The sequence below is a fragment of the Micromonospora sp. NPDC093243 genome (genome assembly GCF_044753725.1).
GTDB lineage: Bacteria > Actinomycetota > Actinomycetes > Mycobacteriales > Micromonosporaceae > Micromonospora.
The window spans coordinates 1-22,594 of sequence record NZ_JBIVNT010000014.1 but is presented as its reverse complement, the minus strand read 5'-3'; the positions used below and the strand labels follow the sequence as shown (position 1 = coordinate 22,594).

General features: G+C 67.8%; 23 protein-coding genes and 3 pseudogenes. 18 read left to right on the top strand and 8 right to left on the bottom strand.

Going from position 1 to position 22,594, the window contains the following annotated elements; genetic code table 11:
• Nucleotides 1–10: 10 nt before the first annotated feature.
• Together ACIP9D_RS31950 and ACIP9D_RS31945 are read right to left on the bottom strand one after the other, a co-directional pair.
• Nucleotides 11–928: a conjugal transfer protein TrbL family protein gene (locus ACIP9D_RS31950; RefSeq protein WP_350877054.1), complete on the bottom strand. Its 918-nt coding sequence runs from the start codon at nt 926–928 to the stop codon at nt 11–13.
• A gap of 2 nt (nt 929–930) precedes the next feature.
• Nucleotides 931–1,308 carry a pilin gene (locus tag ACIP9D_RS31945; RefSeq protein WP_350877094.1) on the bottom strand — a complete coding sequence of 126 codons (378 nt, stop codon included), beginning with the start codon at nt 1,306–1,308 and terminating at the stop codon, nt 931–933.
• Between the two features lie 489 nt (nt 1,309–1,797).
• On the opposite strand from ACIP9D_RS31945, the gene ACIP9D_RS31940 reads away from it, so the two are divergent.
• A complete protein-coding gene (locus ACIP9D_RS31940) occupies nt 1,798–2,886 on the top strand; it encodes a hypothetical protein (RefSeq protein WP_350877056.1) in 1,089 nt (362 codons plus the stop codon).
• Between the two features lie 219 nt (nt 2,887–3,105).
• On the opposite strand, the gene ACIP9D_RS31935 is transcribed toward ACIP9D_RS31940, so the two are convergent.
• The gene (locus tag ACIP9D_RS31935; protein WP_350877058.1) at nt 3,106–3,975 is read right to left on the bottom strand and encodes a hypothetical protein; all 870 of its coding nucleotides are present in this window, start codon (nt 3,973–3,975) and stop codon (nt 3,106–3,108) included.
• A gap of 534 nt (nt 3,976–4,509) precedes the next feature.
• Here ACIP9D_RS31935 and ACIP9D_RS31930 point away from each other — a divergent pair.
• The 7 genes and pseudogenes from ACIP9D_RS31930 (at nt 4,510) to ACIP9D_RS31900 (ending at nt 10,657) form a co-directional block, all read left to right on the top strand.
• Nucleotides 4,510–5,438 (top strand): annotated as a pseudogene (locus ACIP9D_RS31930) (IS5 family transposase).
• A gap of 239 nt (nt 5,439–5,677) precedes the next feature.
• The gene (locus ACIP9D_RS31925; RefSeq protein WP_350877060.1) at nt 5,678–6,583 is read left to right on the top strand and encodes a hypothetical protein; all 906 of its coding nucleotides are present in this window, start codon (nt 5,678–5,680) and stop codon (nt 6,581–6,583) included.
• A gap of 55 nt (nt 6,584–6,638) precedes the next feature.
• The gene (locus ACIP9D_RS31920) at nt 6,639–7,565 is read left to right on the top strand and encodes a DNA methyltransferase (protein WP_350877096.1); all 927 of its coding nucleotides are present in this window, start codon (nt 6,639–6,641) and stop codon (nt 7,563–7,565) included.
• Nucleotides 7,566–7,682: 117 nt separating this feature from the next.
• Nucleotides 7,683–8,009, top strand: a complete 327-nt coding sequence (locus ACIP9D_RS31915) for a helix-turn-helix domain-containing protein (RefSeq protein ID WP_350877063.1) — start codon at nt 7,683–7,685, stop codon at nt 8,007–8,009.
• Between the two features lie 46 nt (nt 8,010–8,055).
• Nucleotides 8,056–9,192, top strand: a complete 1,137-nt coding sequence (locus ACIP9D_RS31910; RefSeq protein ID WP_350877066.1) for a tyrosine-type recombinase/integrase — start codon at nt 8,056–8,058, stop codon at nt 9,190–9,192.
• 466 nt (nt 9,193–9,658) lie between these two features.
• Nucleotides 9,659–10,024: a transposase gene (locus ACIP9D_RS31905; protein ID WP_350877069.1), complete on the top strand. Its 366-nt coding sequence runs from the start codon at nt 9,659–9,661 to the stop codon at nt 10,022–10,024.
• Between the two features lie 51 nt (nt 10,025–10,075).
• A complete protein-coding gene (locus ACIP9D_RS31900; protein ID WP_350877098.1) occupies nt 10,076–10,657 on the top strand; it encodes a septum formation initiator family protein in 582 nt (193 codons plus the stop codon).
• A gap of 234 nt (nt 10,658–10,891) precedes the next feature.
• On the opposite strand, the gene ACIP9D_RS31895 is transcribed toward ACIP9D_RS31900, so the two are convergent.
• Entirely contained in the window at nt 10,892–11,167 is a 276-nt protein-coding gene (locus tag ACIP9D_RS31895; RefSeq protein ID WP_350877071.1) for a hypothetical protein, read from the bottom strand.
• The gene (locus ACIP9D_RS31890) at nt 11,167–11,727 is read right to left on the bottom strand and encodes a transposase family protein (protein WP_350877073.1); all 561 of its coding nucleotides are present in this window, start codon (nt 11,725–11,727) and stop codon (nt 11,167–11,169) included. The genes ACIP9D_RS31895 and ACIP9D_RS31890 overlap by 1 nt, the downstream gene beginning before the upstream one ends.
• A 792-nt stretch (nt 11,728–12,519) precedes the next feature.
• Between ACIP9D_RS31890 and ACIP9D_RS31885 the strand changes: the two genes are divergently transcribed.
• Nucleotides 12,520–14,037 carry an MFS transporter gene (locus ACIP9D_RS31885; RefSeq protein WP_350877100.1) on the top strand — a complete coding sequence of 506 codons (1,518 nt, stop codon included), beginning with the start codon at nt 12,520–12,522 and terminating at the stop codon, nt 14,035–14,037.
• Nucleotides 13,998–15,314, top strand: a complete 1,317-nt coding sequence (locus tag ACIP9D_RS31880) for a protoporphyrinogen/coproporphyrinogen oxidase (protein WP_400451372.1) — start codon at nt 13,998–14,000, stop codon at nt 15,312–15,314. Before ACIP9D_RS31885 ends, ACIP9D_RS31880 begins: the two co-directional genes overlap by 40 nt.
• An 85-nt stretch (nt 15,315–15,399) precedes the next feature.
• Here the strand turns inward: ACIP9D_RS31880 and ACIP9D_RS31875 are convergent, their stop codons facing one another.
• Nucleotides 15,400–15,735 (bottom strand): Mu transposase domain-containing protein, encoded by a 336-nt coding sequence (locus ACIP9D_RS31875; RefSeq protein ID WP_350877107.1) that lies wholly within the window; start codon nt 15,733–15,735, stop codon nt 15,400–15,402.
• Between ACIP9D_RS31875 and ACIP9D_RS31870 the strand changes: the two are divergent.
• The 3 genes and pseudogenes from ACIP9D_RS31870 to ACIP9D_RS31860 form a co-directional block, all read left to right on the top strand.
• Nucleotides 15,643–15,905: pseudogene (locus tag ACIP9D_RS31870) on the top strand (NlpC/P60 family protein); the annotation flags it as partial. The gene ACIP9D_RS31875 and the pseudogene ACIP9D_RS31870 overlap by 93 nt on opposite strands.
• Before the next feature lie 160 nt (nt 15,906–16,065).
• Nucleotides 16,066–16,608, top strand: a complete 543-nt coding sequence (locus ACIP9D_RS31865; RefSeq protein ID WP_350877103.1) for a SigE family RNA polymerase sigma factor — start codon at nt 16,066–16,068, stop codon at nt 16,606–16,608.
• A gap of 319 nt (nt 16,609–16,927) precedes the next feature.
• Nucleotides 16,928–17,326, top strand: coding sequence for a hypothetical protein (locus ACIP9D_RS31860; RefSeq protein ID WP_350877075.1), 399 nt, complete (start codon nt 16,928–16,930; stop codon nt 17,324–17,326).
• Here the strand turns inward: ACIP9D_RS31860 and ACIP9D_RS31855 are convergent.
• Entirely contained in the window at nt 17,323–17,634 is a 312-nt protein-coding gene (locus ACIP9D_RS31855) for a hypothetical protein (RefSeq protein WP_350877077.1), read from the bottom strand. The genes ACIP9D_RS31860 and ACIP9D_RS31855 overlap by 4 nt on opposite strands.
• A 275-nt stretch (nt 17,635–17,909) precedes the next feature.
• Between ACIP9D_RS31855 and ACIP9D_RS31850 the strand changes: the two genes are divergently transcribed.
• The 3 genes from ACIP9D_RS31850 to ACIP9D_RS31840 all read left to right on the top strand — a co-directional run bounded on the left by ACIP9D_RS31850 (nt 17,910) and on the right by ACIP9D_RS31840 (nt 19,954).
• On the top strand, nt 17,910–18,464 hold the full coding sequence (locus ACIP9D_RS31850; RefSeq protein WP_350877079.1) for a sigma-70 family RNA polymerase sigma factor: 555 nt from the start codon (nt 17,910–17,912) through the stop codon (nt 18,462–18,464).
• Nucleotides 18,464–19,498 (top strand): CU044_5270 family protein, encoded by a 1,035-nt coding sequence (locus ACIP9D_RS31845; protein ID WP_350877081.1) that lies wholly within the window; start codon nt 18,464–18,466, stop codon nt 19,496–19,498. The genes ACIP9D_RS31850 and ACIP9D_RS31845 overlap by 1 nt, the downstream gene beginning before the upstream one ends.
• A gap of 234 nt (nt 19,499–19,732) precedes the next feature.
• Nucleotides 19,733–19,954: a hypothetical protein gene (locus tag ACIP9D_RS31840; RefSeq protein ID WP_350877083.1), complete on the top strand. Its 222-nt coding sequence runs from the start codon at nt 19,733–19,735 to the stop codon at nt 19,952–19,954.
• Here ACIP9D_RS31840 and ACIP9D_RS31835 read toward each other — a convergent pair whose 3' ends face one another.
• Nucleotides 19,955–20,122, bottom strand: coding sequence for a hypothetical protein (locus tag ACIP9D_RS31835; protein WP_350877085.1), 168 nt, complete (start codon nt 20,120–20,122; stop codon nt 19,955–19,957).
• 474 nt (nt 20,123–20,596) lie between these two features.
• On the opposite strand from ACIP9D_RS31835, the gene ACIP9D_RS31830 reads away from it, so the two are divergent.
• Nucleotides 20,597–21,901, top strand: a complete 1,305-nt coding sequence (locus ACIP9D_RS31830) for a hypothetical protein (RefSeq protein WP_350877087.1) — start codon at nt 20,597–20,599, stop codon at nt 21,899–21,901.
• Nucleotides 21,902–22,351: 450 nt separating this feature from the next.
• Nucleotides 22,352–22,594, top strand: a pseudogene (locus ACIP9D_RS31825) (hypothetical protein); the annotation flags it as partial.

Genomic DNA, 22,594 nt, shown 5'->3' with positions numbered 1-22,594 from the left:
TCGCGGGAGGTCATCGGCCCACCGCCTTCAGGCCGCGGCCGAGGCCGGGAACCGCGCGGGTGACCTGCTGCACGACGATCACCCGTGCCGCGGCGCCGATCATGTTCGCACCGCCGCCGGTGCCGGCGGAGACGAAGCGGCGCATCAAGGTGGGCACCCGCAGGGTGGTCCAGAGCATGACCATCACCACGAACAGGTTGATCACGCCGCCCGGCTCCACCGGCAGGCCCAGCACGGGCAGCAGATGGTGCGGGTCGGTGAGCATCCACTGCCCGGCGTAGAGGGTGAAGCCCTGCACCACCGGCACCGCCAGCACCCCGGCGTACGACTTCCACCACAGGCGGGCGAGCGCGTCGGTGTGCGGCAGCGCGTGACACGCCAGCGCCAGGGGGGCGAAGGCGGTCAGGACGAGCACGACGGCGAAGCGGACGATCACGCTGAACGCCGTACCGGCGAGAAGCACCGCGATGATCGCCACGCACACCACGAACAGCAGCACCGCTGTCTTGTCCTGCCCCGCGGCGACGTGGGTCTTGACCGCCCGCAGCGCTCCCGCACTGTCCCCATCGTCGGTGGTGAGGGCGCTGGTGAGGGCGTTGGCGAGGTCGATGAGCATGCCACACCACAACTGGGAGAAGTGCGCGGCGACGAACCCCACGATCAGCCTCGGAATGAGGTCCTTGACGGTGTAGCGGGAACGCTCGTCACCGCCGGAGGTCATGGTGAGCACCCCGGCGGCAACGAAAGCCAGGACGAAGACGGTGTCGACGACGAGGATCGAACGGCCGGTCAGCGCCTGCACCTGCGGCAGGGCGGTGACCTTCGGCGTGACCAGCAACGCACTGCTGATCACCCCGATCAGCGCGTCCAAGGTCGCGAGGATCGCCGCCGCCAGCCAATCCAGGATCTGATCGAACAGCCAACCCATGATCAGCCTCCGACGATGCCGCGGACGACCTGCAACAAGACAGGTGCGAGGACGGCAAGGCCGTACCCGACCAGGGCGTTGCGCAGCGCGGCCTTGGCCCGCTCGACCTGAGCGGGGTCACCGCCGGCGGTCGCCCAATAGACCCCGGCCAGGACGAGGAACAGGGTGGCCAGGGCGGCGAGGATGCCGATCAGCCACGTCTGCAGGTTGTTGATGACGACCGGCAGGGAGTTCGCTGCCACCACCTCCGACGAAGCGGGGTCGGCGTGCGCGGCGGCCGGCGCCGCCACCACCAGGAGCACGGTGGCCGTCAGTGCGGCGGCGCGGCGGACGCCGGGGGAGCGGGTGAGGGCACGAAGACGTGCGGGGATGCGGTACACGGGCGGGTTCACCTCCGGCCCCCACCCCTCGTCGATGCGAGGGGTGGGGGCGTCGAAACGGTGGTCACGGGGGCCGCCGCCGGGCACCGTAGGCAGGGCGTCAGCGAGCCGCGACAGGCCCTCGGGAGGAGCACGTCCTCCCTGTCGGGTGTGGCGGGTATCGGTGAGTGTCAGCGCACCAGAAACAGCGCGGCACCCGAGGCGCCCGACTCGCGTCAGCCCCAACCTCGGGACCCAGCGGCGGAACGGAAGCCGCAGCGCCTTCGGCAGCGCACCACGGGAACTTCCGCACACTCAAACCGGCGTCTGTCAGCTCGGGCGGACACCCCAGCACCTGACTCGGGTCTGACAGCAGCAACGATGTCTGACACCGGTCAGACGGCCTTGCAGCGACGAAGGTTCGTCCGCTGGCGGGCAGGCGGCCAAGTGGGCTGTCAGGTAGCGGTCAGGCAACTACTCCCCGGGAGTCTCGTTCGTGATCCTGTCCGTATGAATCCAGCCGAAGCTTGCGCAAGTCATGGTTGGAGCATCATCACCTCGGCCTCCACCAACTCCCAGTTCGCAGGCGTCCTCGCCGGTTTCGTCTTCACCGGCATCGTGATGCTGTTCGCCATGCGGGGCGGTCGATACACCCAGGCGTTGGCGGTGCTGAGCCCGACATTCATCGTGCTCGGCTTCGACAGCTACCTCTTCAGCCACGTCACCGGCAGCGGAAACGACGGCGAATGCGCCCGAGTCTGGACCGACGGGATGTTCGCCAGCGGCATGCTCGGCGTCGGCGCCGCCGGCGTCGTGTCCAGCATCTGCTGGCTGCTGGCAGCCCACCTCGACGCCCACGCCGAGCAACTACCGCCAAAGAATGCAAGCACAGACGAGACAACCCAACAGTCACACAAGGACGCGCAGGCGCAGACGGCCACGGACCAGCGGACCCAAGCGGCGCAGCGGGACCCAGCGATCGTCAACCTGCCGCGCATCGCAGCCGGGATGGTCTATGGCGTGACAGTGGGAATCAGCCTGCTTTTGGCGATGACGGCAGACCGGTACCTGCGACTTGTCTTAGCGGACGCGCCAAGCACCGTCTGGATATGGGCGGTATGGGCCGTGCCAGTGGCGGTCTTGGTGAGGATCGCTGTCCTGGTCTTTGCCCGGTGGCGGCGACGCAAATCGCATCCGCATGCGGTAGAGAGCAAGACCCGAAACTCGCGCGTCAGGTCTTTGACGTTCGTGGTGTACGGGATGCTCACGTATGGCCTGCTGACCCCGGTGCTTGCCGGCGTCATCGCCAGCGTGAGCGATCACTGGTGGCGAGAACCCGCCCCACTGATCATAGTTGCGGCGGTCTTCGTCGAACTCGTTTTGGCGACCCTGCTGCTCGTCGCCCTTGTCCTCGCGGCACCGCCGATGCCCTCGGCCACCGCCATGAACCAGGGGGAGGATGGCTCTCCCGGCGGTCAAAACCGTGACGTACCAAATCAACCAGGCCCCGCCACGCTGGTGCCTCATGACCGTGGCGGCTCCGCGGGAAAGCAGTCACATGACCAGCTGGGCCGGCGTGCAGAGACGGAAACCGCGTAGGACAGGCACGCGAGAGGCACCCTGCCTGGCAGTCGGGAGAGTACTACCTGTGACCGGCACGTGGCGCGGAGAAGATCGCACGGTTGCCGTGCTGGCCGTGGGGATGCGGTCAACACCAGCCGTCCGGTGCCTCCCTGGTTCGGCGGACATGCACGTCGGCGGAGACCAGTGACGGGGCCCGGCCGGCACGGTCGGACCCCGCGGCGCGACCCACACGGGTCAGGCGACGGCGGACGCCGAAGACGACGGTTGGCCCGCACCGCTGGTGGCACGGCCAGTACGTGTGCGCGTGCGGTGTGCGGACTGGACCTGTAGGTACGCGCGGGCCTTCGGGGACACAACGCTGCTGAGTAGCCCCTTGGCGAGGGCGTCGGCGAGGCGCGCGTCAATGCCGTTCATGCGCTTTCGCAGCGCGTCGACGGTGATGCCCATTCGGGCGGCGATGGGTTCGATCGCGCGGCGGCCCAGTCGCAGGTCGATGTAGGGGTCGAGGTCGGTGTGCTCGAGCAGGCCGAGACGCGCGGCGCGGCGAACGAGCAGGTCGGGGTGGCCGTAGGGGACGTGCGGGGTGCGAGGGCCGGTGACGTGGTCGACGTCCTGCACCGGCACCGTGGTTCCGGTGCGCTGGCGCAGCTGGTACCCGGCCCGCCAGGCGGCCATGCACAATGCCGCGTACGGGGCGGGTCTGGCCAGGTCGACGCGGTCACGCAGTGCGGTGAGGAAGCCGGTGAGGATCTCGGCGTCGAGGTCGGCGGCGTCACCGGACCAGCCGGTGTGCAGCCGGCCGGCGTGGCGGCGCAGGGCGGGCATCGCCATCGCCACCGCCGCGATGACCCAGGACGGGCCGTCGAGGCGGGCGCGGCGGACCAGGTGCCGCCACACGGCGTCACGCGCCGTGTAGGCGCGTGGGTGACGCAGCAGCCAGTCCCGCAGCGCCGGGAGTGCCATGACACCGCCCGGTAGGCCGGTGTCAGGTCCGAGGGTGTCCAAATCGAGTGTCATCGGGTCGGGGTCGCACGTCAGCGCCGCGAAGGCGGCGTCAACGGCGTCCAGCGGCGAATCAGGCCAGTCCGGGCGGGACCCAATCATGTCCACACACTCCATCTCGGAAAGGTCGTCGATGACACGCCGAGGCGGTGTGTCACACCTGGCGCGATGGACCCCGATTGCGCCACGGCGACCTCACAGACCTCTGACAGCCCAGGCCAGGTCCGGATGACACCGCGCCCGCGCCGGCGCGCCGGCCTCACAACACGCGATGACAACAGACACCGACCCCTGACAGCGGTCTGACAAACGCATCGCGACCTGCGCGTTGACACTGGGACGTCGCCCACGACGACGCCACGCCGCCGTGACTGACATCCTGTCCGAGCTCGCCGCAGGCGTCTGACAGCGTCTGACAAACCGCCGTGCCGTCACACCGGTGCCTGGCATGGGCCCGCTGTCAGGCGCCGCTTCTGACAGCGCCGCCGTGGCATCCTGCCGGCCACCGAGTACTCCGGCGGCGGCCGACCACGATCTGACAGCGACACCGGCCGGATGACACGGCCCCAGGGCGCCGTCACCGCCGCCGCCCTAGGGAGTGTCTTCAAAGGATCTTGGTGTCGGATGATGTAGCGCGTGGGTCGTCGCTACGAGCTGTCTGACGTCGAGTGGGATGCGCTGTCGAGGTACCTGCCGTCGATGGTGACCGGTGGCCGGCTGCGGGTCGATGACCGGCGGGTGCTCAACGGGATCGTGTGGAAGATTCGGGCGGGAGCGGCCTGGCGGGACTTGCCCGCCCGGTACGGGTCCTGGCAGTCGATCTACACCCGTTTCCGCAGGTGGGCTCTAGACGGCACGTTCGAGCGGATGCTCGCCGGGGTGCAGGCCGACGCGGACGCCGTTGGGGACATCGACTGGCTGGTGTCGGTCGACTCCACGATCGTGCGAGCCCACCAGCACGCCGCCGGCGCTAAAGGGGGCGCCGAGAAACGGACGAACCACAAGATCACGCCCTCGGTCGATCTCGAGGTGGACTGACCACCAAAATTCACCTCGCCTGCGACGGACTCGGACGGACCCTCGCCTTCGTGCTCTCCGGTGGCAACGTCAACGACTGCGCCCGCTTCACCCACGTCATGACTGCCATCCGTGTCGAGCGCTCAGGTCCCGCCGCCCTCGGGTCCGCCCGGACCACGTTATCGCCGACAAGGGCTACAGCTCGAAGGCCATCCGCGCCGAGCTGCGCCGGCGAGGCATTGGGCACACCATCCCCGAACGCGCAGACCAGCAGGCCAACCGCCGTCGGCGAGGCTACCGGGGCGGCCGGCCACCGGTGTTCGACAAGCACCTCTACAAGCGCCGCAACGTCGTCGAGCGCTGCTTCAACCGTCAAGCAGTGCCGCAGTGTCGCCACCCGCTACGACAAGACCGCCACGTCGTACCAGGCCACGGTCACCATCGCCGCGCTACTGCAATGGCTGGAGCCTTTGAAGACACCGCCTAGGGCGGACACGCGAGTCCTGTCACAGCGCGGTGCCGGCCTGGCAGTGCCGGCCACACGCTGATGTCATCGACAGCCGCCGGCGACATGGCCACGAATCTTCGTCATGCCGTGCCGGCAGCGACGACCACGGCGGGCGGCGCCGCTCTGACAGCGCCAGGGGCGGCCTGCCTTGCGGACCGTGACGGTGCTCGGCGAACAGCACTGTCAGACGTCTGCCAGACCAGGGGATGTCCGTCGCAGCTGACAGACGCCGGTTTGAGGGCGTCAGCGCACCACAGCGCGGCGCGGAGCCGACACCACATGAGTGAGCACCCGCCGCAGCACCACCAAGACCCTGCCCGCCCGGTCGACCCGCAGAGCGTCGACCCGACACTGATCGACCTGGTCGCCGGCGACCCGCCGGTGCCGGTCACCGTGTGGCGCACCGCCCGCACCGCCGCGGACGCCGGGCACCGCATCGGAGCCCGGCTCGCCTACCGGCTCGTCGCCGCCTACAGCCGCCCCGGCGAGGTCGTCGTCGACCTCACCGGCGACCACGCCCTGGCCGCCGTCTGCGCCGCAGGCGGCCGCCAGCACCACCCAGGCTGGTTCACCGACGCCTCCAGCCTGATCATCACAGCGGCCACCCCGTCGACCCGCCCCGACCCGACCCCACTGCCCGACGACGACAGCGACCTGCCAGACATGCGCGTCTGGTTCGGCGACGACCTCACCGACCCCGACCCCGACCCCGGCCTGCCGGCCGACTCGGCCACCCCGGCCCGCGAGGGCACGTCACCGCAGCCGCCGACCAGCCTGGTCGTAGCCTGCTGGCCCCTCGACCCCGCCGACGCGACCAACAGGGTCCGCCTGGCGTGGCTGCTGAGCGCCTGCGCGCGACTGCTGCGCCCCGGCGGCTGCCTCGTCCTCATCGTCACCGCCGCCAGTGCGGTCGAACCGGAGGACTTCACCCCCATCGCCACCGCTGCCGCAGCAGTCGGTCTGGGCTACCTGCAGCACATCGTCGCGGTCGCCGCCGACACCAACGCCGACACGTTCGTCTATCACGTCAGTGACGAGGAACTGCTCACTCTCGCTCAGCAGGCCAGCGAGCATCAGTGGGCGGTGGCGCACCTTCGGGTGCACGCGGACGTCCTCGTATTCAGCGCAGCCCCGCCACCGTCCACCGCTCGGCGACGGCGGGAGGGCGGTGACCACCGTGGCTGACTTCTTAAGCCCGCGGAGGCCCGATGAGCCGGCCGGCGGGGACAGCGCCCGCGGCCTGCCTCGCGCCGACGAGCGACGCCACCGCGACGCCACGGCACGCTATGAGGCGTCGGACGGGACGCAGGGACTGTCGGTGTGGGCGACCGCCCAGCGGACCGGGCCGGTGCAGCGCCGCGGACGGTATGTGGCCGAGTCAGTCAAGCACCCGGCGCGGATGCTCCCGGCGATCGCCGCGCACGCCGTCGACGCCTACACCCAGCCCGGCGACCTGGTTCTGGACCCGATGTGCGGGATCGGCACCACCCTTGTCGAGGCCATCCACGCCGGCCGCGACGCCATCGGCGTGGAGTACGAGTCGCGCTGGTCCGACATCGCCGACGCTAACGTCACCCACGCCCAAACCCAAGGTGCCACCGGCCGGGCGTCCGTGGTCCGCGGCGACGCCACCCGGCTGCGCTCGCTGCTGCCCGCCGCCCTCGCCGGGCAGGTCGCCCTCGTGGTCACTTCGCCGCCCTATGGACCGACCGTGCACGGGCTGGTCCGCCCGGGCGCGGACGGGGTGGCGAAGTTCGACAACGCCTACAACGACGGCACCGACCGCGGCAACCTCGCCTATCGGGACCTGACCGGCCTCGCCGACGGCTTCGCGCAGATCCTCGCGGGCTGCGCGGTGCTGCTGCGCCCCGGCGGCGTTGTCGTGGTCACCGCACGACCGTGGCGCAAGAACGGCCAGCTCGTCGACCTGCCCTCGGCAGTCATCGCCGCCGGCATCCGCGCCGGCCTCACCCCGACCGAACGGTGCGTCGCCCTGCTCGCTGCCGTCCGCGACGGACAGCTCATCGCCCGCCCATCATTCTTCCAACTCCAAGGGGTGCGCAAGGCCCGCGCTGCCAGCACCCCACTGCACCTGATCATCCACGAAGACGTGTTGATCTTCCGGCGGCCTCAGGCGGGCCACGCGGACGGGCCCAGCCGCCCATGAGCGGGCCTAACAGACATCACCGAGGCGGGCCCGCACCCACCGGTCCGGTCCCGCCCTCCCGCGACGAGCCCACCCCGATCACCGCCAGCCAGCCGAACCAGCGCAAGGAACCCACTGATGCCCACCAACCCGCGACGATCCCAGCCACCCACCGGCCCCTCCGGCCCGCACGACCCCGCAGACCCTTCGACGGACACCCGGGACCCGCGCCTGTACAGGCCGGCGGAAGCCGCCGCCCGGCTCCGTGTCCCGGAATCGTGGCTACGCCGCCGCGCCGGCCGCCGACAAATCCCCTGCACCTTCCTCGGCAAGCACCTGCGCTTCTCCGAAGCCGACCTCGCCGCCATCATCGCCACCGCCGCTCAGCCGTCCACCGGCCGCCGGCACCCGGGCCGACGTCCACGCCCGCCTCGCGACCCGGACTTGCCCCCGCCCGCGAAGTGACGCGTCAATCACGACCGCACCAACAGCCAAACCGATCGGAGTAACCATGGCCTGGGTAGAGAAGCGGGGCACCAAGTTCCGGGTCCGGCTCCGCATGCCCGACGGTACTGTCACCACCGACTCCACCCACCCCCGCCGCGCCGACGCGGTCCTCCGCGCGAAGGAAATCGACGTCGACGTTGCCCGGGACACCTTCATCGACCCCCGCAACGGCCGCATCCCGCTGCGTGAATGGGTCGACATCTGGCAGGCGACCCACCAGGCCGCTCCATCCACCTGGTCGGCCTATCGAAGCCACCTACGGATACACATCCTGCCCAACCTGGGCGACCTCGCCCTGGTCGACATCCGCCGCCAACACATCAAAACCCTCGCGGTCACGCTCGGACAACGCCTCGCCCCACGCTCCACCGCCGACGTGATCATGGTGCTGTCGATGGTCCTGCAAGAGGCGGTCGAAGACCGGCGCATCCCCTTCAACCCCTGCCGGGGGCTCCGACTACACAAGGGCATCCAGCCCGAACGTCCCCACGCCACCGCCGAGCAGGTCGCTGCCATTGTCGCCCGCCAACGCCGCCCCAGCGACGGCCTGATGATCCTCACCGCCGCCTACACCGGAATGCGCTGGGGCGAACTCGCCGGACTGTCCCGCGACAACCTCGACCTCACCGCCGGCACCATCTACGTCCACCCCCAGGTCGGCGCCTTGCACGAGGTCGACGGCAAGCTCTTCCTCGGCCCACCCAAGACCAACGACTCCGTACGCCGCGTAATGCTGCCCCGCTTTCTGGTCAACCTGCTCGCCGTCGGCTTGACCGAACACCATCACGCGACCGTGTTCCCCGGCGAGCGCGGCGCCTACCAACGCCGCTCCAACTTCAACCGCAGAGCCTGGAGCCCCGCCGTGAGCGGTGCCCCCGGCAGGGGCATCGAGCCGATCCTCACCGGTATGCACTTCCACGACCTCCGGCACACCCACAAGACCTGGCTCATCGAGGACGAAATTCCCGAGGTCGCGCAGGCTCGTCGCCTCGGTCACCGCCTCGCCGGTGTACGCGGCATCTACAGCCACGTCACCGAGACCATGCAACAGAAGCTCGTCGACGCCCTACAACGGCGGTGGGAAAGTACGCAGTTCCATCGGCCGGACACAATCGTTCGCCGCCTCCGCAACACCGCCTGACCAACGACCTCGCCGGCAGTGATGCGGTCGCATGGCGCAGGCCGTCGTGGGGACCCTGGCCCCGCGAGGGTTCCCAACCGTCGGCGTCGTGGAGTAGGACGGGGTTGTCGACGGCGAGCAACGAGACGTGCCACTCCATCGAGCAGCCGCCAGAGGCCAGGTAGAGCCATGACGCTGGCGAGCCGTTCTCAGATGCGCGTCGATGGAGGTGGACGGGGGACGACCAGTCCCGCAGGTGTCCCGGTGCGCGATTGCCCTCGGTCCGGGTTCTGGCTGCGGCTTCACCAGGCGACCCTGGACCGGCTCGGCGCCGACGCCCGGATCGACTGGCCCAGGACCGTGGTGGACTCGATCAGTGTGCGGGCGGAAAGGGGGCGATCTGACCGGCCCGAGCCCGGTGGACCGAGGCAAAATGGGGCAGCAAGATCCATGTCGTCTGTGACCGGGCCGGTCTGCCCTGGCCGTCATGGTCACCGCCGCGAACGTTCACGACAGCCGGCTCTTGCTCCCGATGCTCGACAGCACGCCCGCGATCCGCACTCCGGCCGGACGCCGCCGGTGGCGGCCGGACAAGCTGCACGCCGACAAGGCCTACGACAGCCGTGGCCTACGCGCCGAGGTGCGACGCCGCGGCATCGCGGTACGGATCGCACGAAAGGGCGTCGAGTCCTCCACCCGCCTGGGCCGCCCCCGGTGGATCGTCGGATCGTGCATGTCCTGGCTCATGCGGCACCGGCGACTCGTCCGCCGCTACGACCGCAAAGGCGATCACTACGAAGCCTTCGCCACCATCGTCAGCACCCTGATCTGCTACCGACGCCTCACCAAATGAGACAGCCCTAAGATCCTTGCCGGGGCGGCCCCGGGGCGCGTGGAGGACGTGATGACGCAAAGGCTTACGCCGGGCGGGCAAGGTCCCGCCCGGCGCCCGGCACAGCGACGCCGGGGCGCGCCGGCGCGGACAGGACACCCGGTGACCCGGGGCGCCAAAGCCAAGGACAGCACCGACACCGGCCGCTGGGCCAACCGCCGGGCCGCCCGCCGGGCGGCTGTCCGCCGCACCGACGCGCCGCGGCTGCGCAACTCCACCGGCCGCGCCACCGTGCTGCTGGCGGTGCTCGTCGCGCTCGCGCTCGGCTACACCTACCCGGTGCGCGTCTTCCTGACCCAGCGGTCTGACATCGCGCGCATGGAGCAGGCCCAAGCCGAGCAACGCCAGGAGATCAGCGACCTGAGCGAGCGGGCGGTCCTCTGGAAAGACAAGAAGTACATCGAGACCCAGGCCCGCACGCGCTTCTTCATGGTGCGCCCCGGCGAGGTCCCGCTCGTGGTCGTCACCGACGCCGAGGGTGCCACCCGCGACGCGGGGAAGCCGGCCGACACGGGCAAGAGCCAGCCGGCCGACCCCTGGTACGACACGCTCTGGTCCTCCATCCAGGCCGCCGACGCGGTAAGCGACAAGTAACGGAACCGCTACACGGCCGACCGTGGTGCCGGGCACAGCTCGGCCGCCCGCCGCGCGGCACCCGGGCGGCGGGCGGCCGAGCTGATGCTACAGATCGAGGCTCGCCTCGCCGCCGATCCCGACCCGGCGAAGCGGTACCAGGCAGGTGCCAGCCATCGGCATCACCACCAGTAAGACTAACGACCTCGTGCATGGTTGCCTGCGGCATGGAGGCCCCCCAGCCCCGGGTAGGGGTCACATGGCGGGGGCGGCGGTGATGGCGGCGATGGGTTTGCCGCGGTCGATGTGTTGGTGGTCGGACAGTAGGCCGGCGACGGCGCGGATGGTGGTGTCGAGGTTGTCGCGGCGGCCGAGGTGGCGGGTCAGGCTGCGCCAGTTCTTCAGCTGGGCGATGGCGTGTTCGACGCGTGCCCGGCGGCGGGCGTGCTCGCGGTGCTGGGCATGGCGTAGTTCCGCGATGCCGGGCGGGCGTTCCAGGGCTTTCTTGTGATGTCGCAGCGTCGGGGTCATTACCTGGCCGCCGGTTGTGCGCCCAGGCCCTGATAGCCGGCGTCGGCGAGAATGCGCACCCCGGCGGTGTGGGCCAGCCAGTTCGTCAGGCCGGCCTGGCGAGCTTGGGTGATGTCGGCGGTGCTGCCGCGGGCGGCGACGCCGCAGAACAACAGCCGGCCTTGCGTGTAGCTGAGGACCAGGGTCTTGATCGCGTCGGTGCGCGACTTTCCGGACACGAATCGCTGTCGGCCGGCCCGGCCGGCGCTGGGACGTCGGACGCGGATCTCGGTGGCGTCCATCAACGCCGGCGCCCGCATATGATCCAGGTAGGCAACCACGTCAGCCAGGGTGCGTAGCCGCATGCCGCCTGGCACCCGGCAGCCCCGCTCGGCCAGCAGCGGTCGGATCTCGCCCACCGCCCGAGTGATCGTGGAGCGATCCACCCCGAACCACGCGGCCAGCACATCGTGGGTCCGGCCGTGACGCAGGCAGACCAGGGTGGCCAGCAGCCGGTCGACGAAGACCAGTCGGTAGCGGGCGCCGGCAGCGACCGTCCGCTGCCGGGTCCGGGCCGTCAACCGGGTCTGTTGCCGGTCCTACCACAACGGATTCAGCTCGGCCACAAGCTCGGCGATGGCCTCGACGGGCAACCCCGTGACACGACGACGAAACGCCACAGTGGACCCGACCGCCGGAAGACCATCCACCAGGCACCCACAACCATGCACGAGGTCGTTAGGCAGATCGGGTACAGCCCGAGGGTCAACGGACTTGTGGCGCTGGCCGGCGGCGGGAGTCCGCGGGGATCGCAGCGGCCGGCACGACCGGGGCGCTGACGGGTCTGCAGGGCGATTGCCTGGGCCAAGGAGTCCGTGCTACGGTCAAAGCCGCCTAAACGACCGACCGGTCGGTCGAATACGGGAATGCTGTGCTGGCATCGGTCGGGGGGTGTGGACGACGACCCACCGCAGGCACATCCCGGATACATCAGGAGGTGCTGCTCCTATGAAGCGGTTGCTGTTTCCGGTCGCCGGGGCGAGGTCGTGTGGATACGACGGACACTCAAGATGTCTCTGCCAGCCTCCTGCCCCAGAGTTCGATGTGATCCGCGACTACCCGAGCCCAGACGCGGTAACCGAAGGTGGAGGGATAAAAGCGGACGCCTATCTCTTTGACGGTGAGATCAATCCGGTCCGACCACACTGTCCCCTCGGGCTGCACGTCCTCGGGAACCTGGTGCATTTCGGCCGTTCGTCTCAACACGCCAATCTGGCTCGAATGCGGAAGCTACGAACCGGTCAAGATGGACGTGTGCAGATTATCGAAGCCCACGACCCGATAGAGCTGCCTCGTCGTGGTGGAACCAGGTGATGATCACGAAGTCGCAGCACCAGGACCGGGTAAGCGTCTGGTCGCCAACGTTCGCGCTCACTGCGGCGTCCGCTTTCATGGTGGCCATCGACAATCTCGTGGTGGTCACCGCCCTGCCGGTGATCGGCCATGCCTTCGGTGCGGATATCAAAGGCCTCCAGTGGACTGTCAGCGCCTACACGCTCACCTACGCAGTCTTCCAACTTGCCAGCGCTGCCGCCGGCGACCGGTTCGGTAGGCGACGAGTCTTCATCACCGGGCTCATCCTATTCGTCGTCGGGTCCGGCGTCGCAGCCACGGCACCGACAATCCAGCTCCTAATCGGCGCCCGCGCCGTGCAAGGACTGGGTGCCGCCATGGTTTCCCCGCTAGCGCTGGCAATCATCGCCCACGCAACCCCACGATCACGTCGCGCGATGGTCCTAGCAGCGTGGAGCGGAATCGTCGGCATTGGCATTGCGATTGGGCCCATCGTCGGTGGTGTCCTTGTGGATTTGGCATCCTGGCACTGGATCTTCCTCGTGAACCTGCCGGTAGGATTGGTGATCCTTCCGCTGATCCGGGTCAAGATCAAGGAATCCTGCGGCCCGCGCCGCCGGTTCGACGTTCTGGGCGTGATATTCAGCAGTGCCGCGTTCGCCATGCTGCTATACGCGCTTATCAATGGGAACGACCTCGGCTGGACTCATCCGCGTATCGTGGGCGCTGGCCTCGGGTTCGTGGCGCTGTTGGCGTCGTTCGTTCTCACGCAGGCCCGGACGGAACAGCCGATGCTGCCGCTACGCCTGATGGGCCGCCGCGCCTTTGCTACGTCGATCGTGCTATACCTACTGATGACCTTTGGCCTATTCGGCGCACTGTTCCTGATCAGTCAATATTTCCAGAATGCCCTCGGTTATACACCGATGCAGGCCGGATTGGCGATGGTTCCGGCCGCGACAATGCCAGTTCTGGTCGCGCCGCTTTCTGGCCTGGTTGCCCGGCGCTACGGCTCTTCTTCAGCGCTTTTCGCGGGTCTTGCACTGCAAGCTATCGGGCTCGGTTGGCTCAGCTTGGCCGTAGCGCCAGGCGCCAGCTATATACGTATCCTGCCGAGTCTGCTGACCGTCGGCGTGGCTATTGGCATGTTCTTCGGCCAGATTTCTAAGGTCATCCTGGAGTCGGTGCCCGCCGAGTGGGAAGGTATCGCCGCAGGCGTGGGAACAACATTCCGTCAGCTCGGCACCACCCTTGGCATTGCGATCCTAGGCGCCGCCTTTGCCGCCCACGGCGGAGACCACGACGCGAAGACCATTGCGGACGGCTTGAGCGCGGCACTATGGATTGGCGCCGGTGCCGCTGCAGTCGCCGCCGTACTTGCGCTGACACTTCCGCGAAAGCTAGCGGAGCATGACCTCGATGTTACAGCGGTACCGGAGGAGTTGGATTCTGAGGCCGCGTCGAAGCATGTTATTCAACGCCAGGGAGGTGGACGCCGGTGGCCGATAAACACGACGACGCAGAGGCGTTGGTGGTAGGGGCTGGGGTCGCCGGGCTAGCAGCCGCACACCGCCTCACATCTGCTGGCCTCGATGTTGTGGTGCTAGAAGCCGAAGTTCGACCGGGTGGCCGCCTGTCCACGTTGGAAACAAGTGGGGGGCCGATGGAGCGGGGTGCCCAGTTCCTATCGACCGGGTACACCGTAATACCAGAGCTGGTGTCGGTCGCCGGGCTCGCTGATCAAGTGGTCCCGGTGTCAGGTCGTTCGATGGTCCTGCTTGGCGGTCGTTCTCATGCGTTCGACACAATGCGGCCGGGGACTCTGGTCCGCGGAGGTACCGTGCGGGCCCGCGACGCTCTGCCCGCGCTGCGCGGCATGATGCGCGCTCGCCGGCTGGCTCACCGGGACATAGCGGACATTGGACAGTGGGCGGACCTCGATCAGATCGATGGGCAATCTTGGTCTACCGCCGTGTTCGGAACAGGCCTGACTGCCCGACTGCTCAACCCGACCGTTCTGGGGCTCTACTTCCTCACTCTGTCCGCCAATAGCGGCGCCATCCCAGGCGCTCTAGCGGCCTTCCAGGCGCGCCGGGCCAAGGCGGTCACCGTCCGCGGCGGCTTGGGCCGCCTCGCCGTCGCCCTTGCTAGACCACTAAACGTGGAGTACGGCGTTCGCGTCGAACGGGTCTGGCGGGATGGCACCGGCGGGGCCGTCCTTGCCACCAATCGAGGCCGCCGCCGTGCTGCCTCCGTCGTCCTGGCCACGCCCGCAAAACCGACGACCGAGATGCTCGCCGAACCCACCCCGCAAGAAGCCGCCGTCCTGTCCGTCCCGTACAGCCGCGGCCTGTTGATCGGGCTCGCGTTGGGTGAGCAGCTCGCTGCAGGAGAAGTCGGTGACGCGTATGGGGTTCTGGCCAGCCCCGGCGACACCACTCCGCTGGCCGCAGTCGCGGTTCGTTCGCGCGCCGATGCTGGCAGCAGCGGCGACCTGCTTACCGTGATGCTTCGTCCGTCGGCGGTCGATCAGTGGTGGTCCGCCAGCGACAGGGATTTGCACGGTGTCGCGGTCGCTGCCCTCTCCCCCCTGCTGCCCGAGCTAAAGGATCGGGTGACAGGCGCGCACATCGTTCGATGGGAGCAGGCGATGCCCGCAGTGCCGACCGGACACGTCGCGGCCGTGACCGCATATCGTCGGGGTATCCGACCGACGGATCCCGTAGTGCTGGCTGGTGATTACCTTGGCTTCCCATGGACAGATTCGGCCGCCTTCAACGGCCGGTGGGCCGCCGACCATCTGCTCTCCCGCTAACTCCGCGAAGGCGGCGGAGGGCGAGAGCAGCGATACCGGCCAACAAGCCCGACCGTACATAGTGGCTCCGCTGCGGCCCTCTGGGCTACGAACGGCTCAAGCAGAAGACCACGAACCAGCCGTAAACGATCACCATCCGTCGCACACCTAGATAGTGGTCCAGGTTCAGCCTGGATCGGGCCTTGGCCATCAGCCGTTCATGCCGGGCCACCTCGGTGCGGCCGTCGAAGACGACAAGGTCAGAGGCTTGCAGATGGACATTGACCTGCTGGCCGAACAGGCGAACAGGTGCGAGCCGCGACGGACCGTTCGGGATTCCTTCGGTAGCGGGTGGGTCATCGCCCTGGCCACCGCCATGCAGGAATTCACCCTGCGCGACCTTCCCAGCGGAGACCGCGACTCCGTCGGCCTGCTCCAGCAACGCCCCTCCTAAGGCTGGGCACGCCCGCCCAACCTGAGAGCCCTCGCTAGGCCACCGGGAAGTTCTACATCGCACTCCTCGCGGTCGACGGGTGGCAGGCCATGGCGTTGACCGCTGCCGCGAAGCCGGTCCAACGCGTCGACTACCCCGGCGCCTACGCCAAGTGGGAAGGCCCGCAGGTTCGGCGCTGATCTAGGCATCTGTGTACCTGTTGACATGGGTGGTCGCGGTATTCGTGCTCCGCGAGGCATGTCAACTAGGTCCGACAATGGGTGTAACCGACCGGGTTGCTGCGGTGTGTTCATACCGGAGATCGCAAAGGAGGTGGAAGTGCACGAGGCAAGGGCACGTGGGCGCGAGACGGCCGAGTTCGATGCGTTCTACACGGTCACGGCGGTCCGCGTCGTTGGCCAGGTGTTCGCTGTTTATGGCGACCTGGCCGAGGCTCAGGATGTGGTTCAGGAAGCCTACGCGAAGGCATGGCAGCACTGGCACAAGGTGAGTACTTACGCCGCCCCGGAGGCGTGGGTGCGGGTGGTGGCGTGGAGGCTGGCGGCGAACCGTTGGCGTAGCGCGCGTCGCCGGGTGAGGGCCTGGGTGCGACACGGTGAGCCGCCTCCAACGCCGGGGCCGGGGCCGGACCGGGTAGCGATCATGGGGGCGCTGCGACAGCTTCCGGTCAAGCAGCGGCAGGTAGTGGTCTTGCATTACCTCTACGGGTATCCCGTGGCGGAGATCGCCGACAGTACTGGCATGCCCGTGGGCAGTGTCAAAGCATATCTACACCGGGCACGGGCCCGCTTGGCGGTGGCGCTTGGTGAAATGGACGGGCCGGAGGAAAGGAGCGGTGATGAAGCACTCGCATTTTCGTAAGCTGGAGTCCGACCTCGGGATGGCGCTCACTCAGGTAAAGCTTTCGCCGGCATCGGCGGTCCGGGCCCGGGGCAGCCAACGCCGCCGCCGCCGGCAGGCTGGCGTAGCCGTCGGAGCAGTCGCGGCTGTTTCGGCGATGGTCGTCGCGGCCGGACCCGTCTGGTCAGTGGACTTCGGCTCGGGCCCCAGGGCGTGGGCTCCGGCTGCCGGCCCCAGCGCCGGGCCTTCCGCCGGTTCCGGTCCAGGGGTCCGGCCTTCGGCAGCGGTGACGGCGCGGCCCACACATTGTGAAGTGACGCTAGATCCTTATAGCGCGCTCGTGGCTCTGCGTCCCGACGCCACCGCCGCCCAGCGTGATGCGGTCTGGGAGACGATCGTCGGTGTCAAGGGTGTGCAGTTCCTCAGCGAATCGGCGGCGAAGAACTTCGAGTCGGCAATTCGGGACACCTGTGCCACCGACGGGAGTGGGATCATTGTCGCGTCATCGGGTTCCGGGCCGATCTTCGACAAGACGACGCCCCAGTTCTTCTTCGTCCTCCTCGACACGACGCAGGCCTACGACCGGGTTGCCACTGCCGTTGCCGGCTTGCCCGGCGTCGATGCGGTCGAGCGTCCCGACAGCAAGCAGGGCTGCTGTGGGCCGCTGCCGCCGCAGGCGACCGAGCCGCCCTACCATAACCCGGACCCCTCGACGATCGGCGAGATCGACGCCGACTAAGGCCCGTGCTGAAGCCGGTGCCAGGGCTTGGCCGGCTTGAGGTCGGACACGAAACCCGCAACGGCGCTGATGGTCTCGGGCAACAGCTCACGGCGGCCGATGGTGAGCCAGACCAGGATGTGTTCCACACCCTCGCGGGGTGGATGGACAGCGAAGCCACGCTCGTCGGTGGGTTTCCGGGCGATCTCCCGTGTGCTGCGTACGGTGTCGTGGGTCCAGCCGACGAGTCGTCCAGTGAAGCACTGGTCGGCGAAGACGTGCCGGACCGCGGCGGTCATGTAGGCGCTGAGCAGGGTGGTCGTGGTCATTCGTCCGATAGAGCGCTTTCCATGGCCTCCGTTCGGGAAGGCCGGACGGACGGACTGGTCGACGAGGAGATCCGTTAAGCCTGCAGGGACTTGAGCTGTAAGCATCGGAAGCAGACCTGAGCGTGTGGGGCGTCGACGGTTTCACCTGGCGGAGCCGTTGCCTCCGGTGGCAGCTTTACCGCGGCGTGAAGTGTTGGCAGGTGGCTGGCGGTAATCACCCGGCCGGAGATGACACAAGTCAGGGTGAGAGTTCGTCAACCAGGCGGGAGTCTTGGATGGGTCCACCGGGCAAACGCGATGAGGATTGGTTCACCAGTGTCTACGCGGCCGATTACGGACATCTTGTGAAGTACGGCCAGCGCCGGCTTGCCGATATGGAAGCGGCGGCTGAACTCGCTCAGGAGGTGTTCGTCATCGCTTGGCGGCGCCGCCGCGAGGTCCCGGACCGCAGCCTGCCCTGGCTGTACGGAGTGGCTCGTCGCCTGCTTGCGAACGAGTGGCGGGCTCGGAGAGCTGCGCCGTATGTGCTACCGATTACCGAGGCTGGCCTGTTGCAGACGCCGGGTTCGTCCGGCGCCGACGCGAGCGTGGGCATCGCCGATCTCCAGGCCGCTTTAGCCACCCTCGGCGACCTCGATCGGGAGATCCTCCGGTTGGTCGGTTGGGAGGAGTTGACGGTTTCCGAGGCCGCTCAGGTCCTCGGCTGTACCCGTACCACCGCTGCGGTGCGTCTGCACCGGGCCCGTAGGCGCCTCAACGAAGCGATGTCGTACCGAGCTATACCGCCGGCGCAGCAGCCGGTGTTGGCGAGCACTCGAAAGGTCATGTGATGTTCGGAGAAGAGCGAACGCGTACCCTCCTCGGTCCGGCTGACCCGGCCCGGTACAGCACCATCGCACCGCCGCGGCTTTCGGCGCACGACCTGATCGTCCGCGCTGAGGCTGTCCCCGATCCGGTCGACCATCGCCGCCGGGCACGCCCGACGCGAAGGCTGGTTTTGACGGCCGGGACGCTGGCCGCAGCAGTCGGCGCCGCAGCAGTCGCCCAAACGTTCGGCCCGTCCAGCCCGGACACCTCAGAGGTCGCCAGCCCGCCCGGGGCGGATCCGGGGGTGGTGCTCGTGCCGGTGGCGTACGGCTCTGGCACCCGTGATGCTGGGAGCCAACTGCGTGCGTTGGCGGGCAGGCTTGCCGATGCGGAGTACGACAACCGCACGGGCCGGTACATGTACCACCGCACAAGAGCGTGGGGTGATGCGGTGATGAGATCTCCCGACGATCGCTACCATGCCTCCTTCGCGAGCGAGACGAAGCTCTGGCGGGCAGCCGACGGGACCGGTAAGCAGGCCACTACTCTACTCGGTGTGCAGTACCCAGACCGGGAGTCGCAGGCCTACTGGCAGCGCGAATGGCAGGGCAGTCAACCGAAGGCCGCCGCTTCCCCCGGCGCCACCGCCCGGCCCGGCGACAGCTATCCGCTGCCACCGGACGGCCGACCGCCACTGCCGTCGAATCGCGCGGGCCTGAGCGAGATGCTCAAGGTCCGCCATGGCGCGAGCGCGCTAAGCAAAGAGGTCGGCACGGTGTACGCGCAGTACGTCCTTCCGCGTGAAACCCGGGCGGAGGTTCTGCGGATCCTCGCGGACGTACCGGGCTTTGTGTGGCGCGGCGAGGTGACCGACCGAGCCGGCCGCAAGGGCGTAGCCGTCACCTTTGATGATCGCGAGCATGACGGCCAGTCGCTGCTGATCTTCGACCCGAACACCGGCGCGCTGCTCGCCCACGAGTGGCTTACGCTCTCACCCGTACGGATCAGCGCGTACCAGGTAATCCTCGACACGGCTTGGAGCGACCAACTCGGCTGATCGACAGCGCCCGGGCCGTTCCGATTGGGCGGCCCGGGCGCAGCGCGATGCCGCCAGATGGACTAGAACTCTGTGAGGCTGCGGCTGCGGCCTTGAACGGGGCCGGCAGGCATGATCGGTGTTCGGCGTCTTGAGTGACTCGGAAGAACTCTGGCCCGCCTCACGTGCCTACGTTTGGACTCGTCCTCAAGGTGCCGGCACCGGTCTGGCCACCAACTGTTCCGATCAGAAGCGTTGTCGGGCCAGCTCAACGTCTGCACGGCGGACCGTATGGGCCAACCGTCGCGCCTCGGCCCGACGAACCTGCTGCTCGCGGCTGTCGGTTCGACGGCCGCGGTGGCGGACAACGGCCTCCAGCCGCACGACGGTGAAAGCACCGGCCAACTGCCGATCGCTGTCATCACCGGTGAGAAGCAGGCGCGCAGCCAATCAACTTGCCTTGTGCGGGGGTGGTAGTCAGCTCATCGCCGAGCATCGAGCCGGATGCGTTAGCGCCTCCCTGTCCTCATCGGCGCGAGCTGTCGGTAGTCGGTCGGCGTCCAGGGTGAAGCGCCGCAGGCACAGCCAGGCGACGTCGATCTGGTCAGTCATGCCTTGCCGCGGCGGGCGGACGATCTCGACCACGAGCAGCCAGGCTGCGGACAATGCCCGAGCCGGGCCGATCCCGTAGGAGCGGGAGGGAGCACTCCAACGCGAAGAACACCCGCGGGCCCGGCGTCAGCCGAGCGGCCCACTCAATCGCCTCGGCACAGCCGGCCTCGTCGTTGCCGATGATGAGTTCGGTGATCGGTGTACGCCGTTGGGGTGGGCCAGCTGAAACGCATGCGTGTCGCGGTGGAGCTAGTTGTACTGCCCAGCAAGGTTGGTTAAGCGGCTGATTCCGAAGACCTCCACGTCGTACCAGGCTACCCGGGAAGGCATAGCTTCGTGTCAGTTTTCACGCCGAAGCAGATTCAAGAGCCGCGTATCGATGGACAGCGGCCCGATGGCGTCGATCCGAGCAGAGGCGCCCACTCTTGTCGGCTTCAATCGAGGTCACGGCGGACACTCCGCGACTGGATCTACAAAGCCAGAAGAATTATCGAGGCTAGCCTGCTCATGCTCGGGCTCGCGGTCCTGTTGGTAACTCAGGAGCACCGGATGATGGGCGACGGATTGGCACGCTACCAGGCGCTTATCGATCTGTTGGGCCACCGGCGAATTCCCGACACCGCGTATTCCTTGATCGGCCCTGTCTTCGCCGCACCACTGTGGTGGCTTAGTCAACATGCCGGTAACCCTGAAAGATTGCTCGGCAACTACAACTCGCTCTTGTTCTGTCTGATGCTCGCCGCCTTTTACCTGATGCTGCGTCGCCATATTGAAGCGGGTTTGCTGCGCAGATTTCTCCTCATCCTAATTGCCGGCAGTGTGATTGCTCCGCATTTGGCGGACTTTTATGGGGAGACGTTCACTCTGAGCACGCTGGGCGTCGGAATGTTGACCCTAGCATCGCGTCGTCCGCCGAAAGGCGCTCGGACGGGAGCGTGGGCACTGATCGTGCTCGGGGTGGCAAACACTCCTGCCTCCATAGTCGGGTTAGCGTTCGTAGCTTGCCTCGAAGCTGTCCGCCGCCGACGCATCGGCCCGCTGGTGTCCGTTGTAGCGGCGGCGGCTCTCATTGCCGGTGAGGCCTGGCTTCGGCGAGGCGGTCCATTCGTCACTGGATACACCGACAACCACGGTGCCGAGACTGTTATGCCGTACTCCGGGCTCTCCGGTTTCTCTTATCCGTTGATCCTCGGCGTGCTAGCGATCGTGTTCTCCTTTGGGAAGGGTTTGCTGTGGTTCATTCCCGGTCTGTTCCTGCCGGTCCGGCGGCGATTATCTGCGGCGTCCAGGACCGGCTCGGCCTTCGACCTTGGGCACGCGTGGCTGTTGTGGACGACGTTTACGGTTGGTCTAATTGTTGTATACGCGCGGTGGTGGGCATGGTACGGCGGAATGTACTGGGGGCCTCGCTTCTTCCTGATCGCAATTTTGCCGGCGGCGCTTGGTCTTGCTGTCTGGTTGGGCGATGCGCAGGCCAGTCCGGTCCGGACCGTCATTACCCTGGTCGTGTTGGCGCTGTCGGTATGGGCGGCCGGTAGCGGCCTTGCTTTCGGCGACCTTTGGGCATGGACCTGCTATCAGGACGGATACCGGCTGGAAGCGCTGTGCCACTTCACCCCAGAGTTCAGCCCGCTGTGGTACCCGCTGGTCGAACAGCCGGACCTGAGTCCTAGCCAGCAACTCCAACTAGCGCTGCACGCAGCAGTCCTGCTATGGCTTGCCGCACCGCTGATAGTGCGCCTGACGCAACGCGCTCGCGCTTCCGTCCGAAGGCTGCACGCGCGGGTTGATCCGAAGGCCTGGCGATGGTGATGCCTTAGCGCGTGTCTCTTTTGGACGGTTGTTGACTTGTGGTCATGATCTGCTTTCGTGGGTGAGGCCATGGTCTGTACCTGGGCGCTGGATGATTTGTGGGGGAGCGCGGCGGCGTTGATCCCGCCCGCGCCGGTTCGTCGGCAGGGTGGTGGTCGCCGGCGGGTGGACGACGGGTGGTGTTGTGGCGCGCCCGCTATCACGCACTGGTGCATGCGCCTGATCGTCGCGTTCATCGACTCATTCGGGAGCCCAACAAAGCCCCTGTCACCAGCGGCAATGCGCCGGTGATCCCCCGGTGCCATGGCTCCGGGGATGGGGCACCCGGATTGCGGCGGAGGGGAGGGGTGGGCAGGTGGTCGATGCGGTGGAACAAGTCGACCTCTTGGTGGTCGACGATGGGAAGGCAGGCATGACCCCTGCCACGAGTTCACTCGGATGGGTGCGACCGTGGCGATGGTCGAGCGGGGCATGACCGGCGGCAGCTGCATCAACGTCACGTGCATTCCGACGAAAGCCCTGGTCACCATTGCTCGATTGGCACGGCAGATGCGAGACGTCAACGCCCTGGGCGCCCACGCCGTCATGAATGACCGTCTTTCGTCGTGGGTTTTGGCTGGTCTGTTCGTGATGGGGGATAAGGACGGCCTGGCGGTTCGTGGTGGTGCGGCGGGGCGGGCAGCGGAGTTTGGC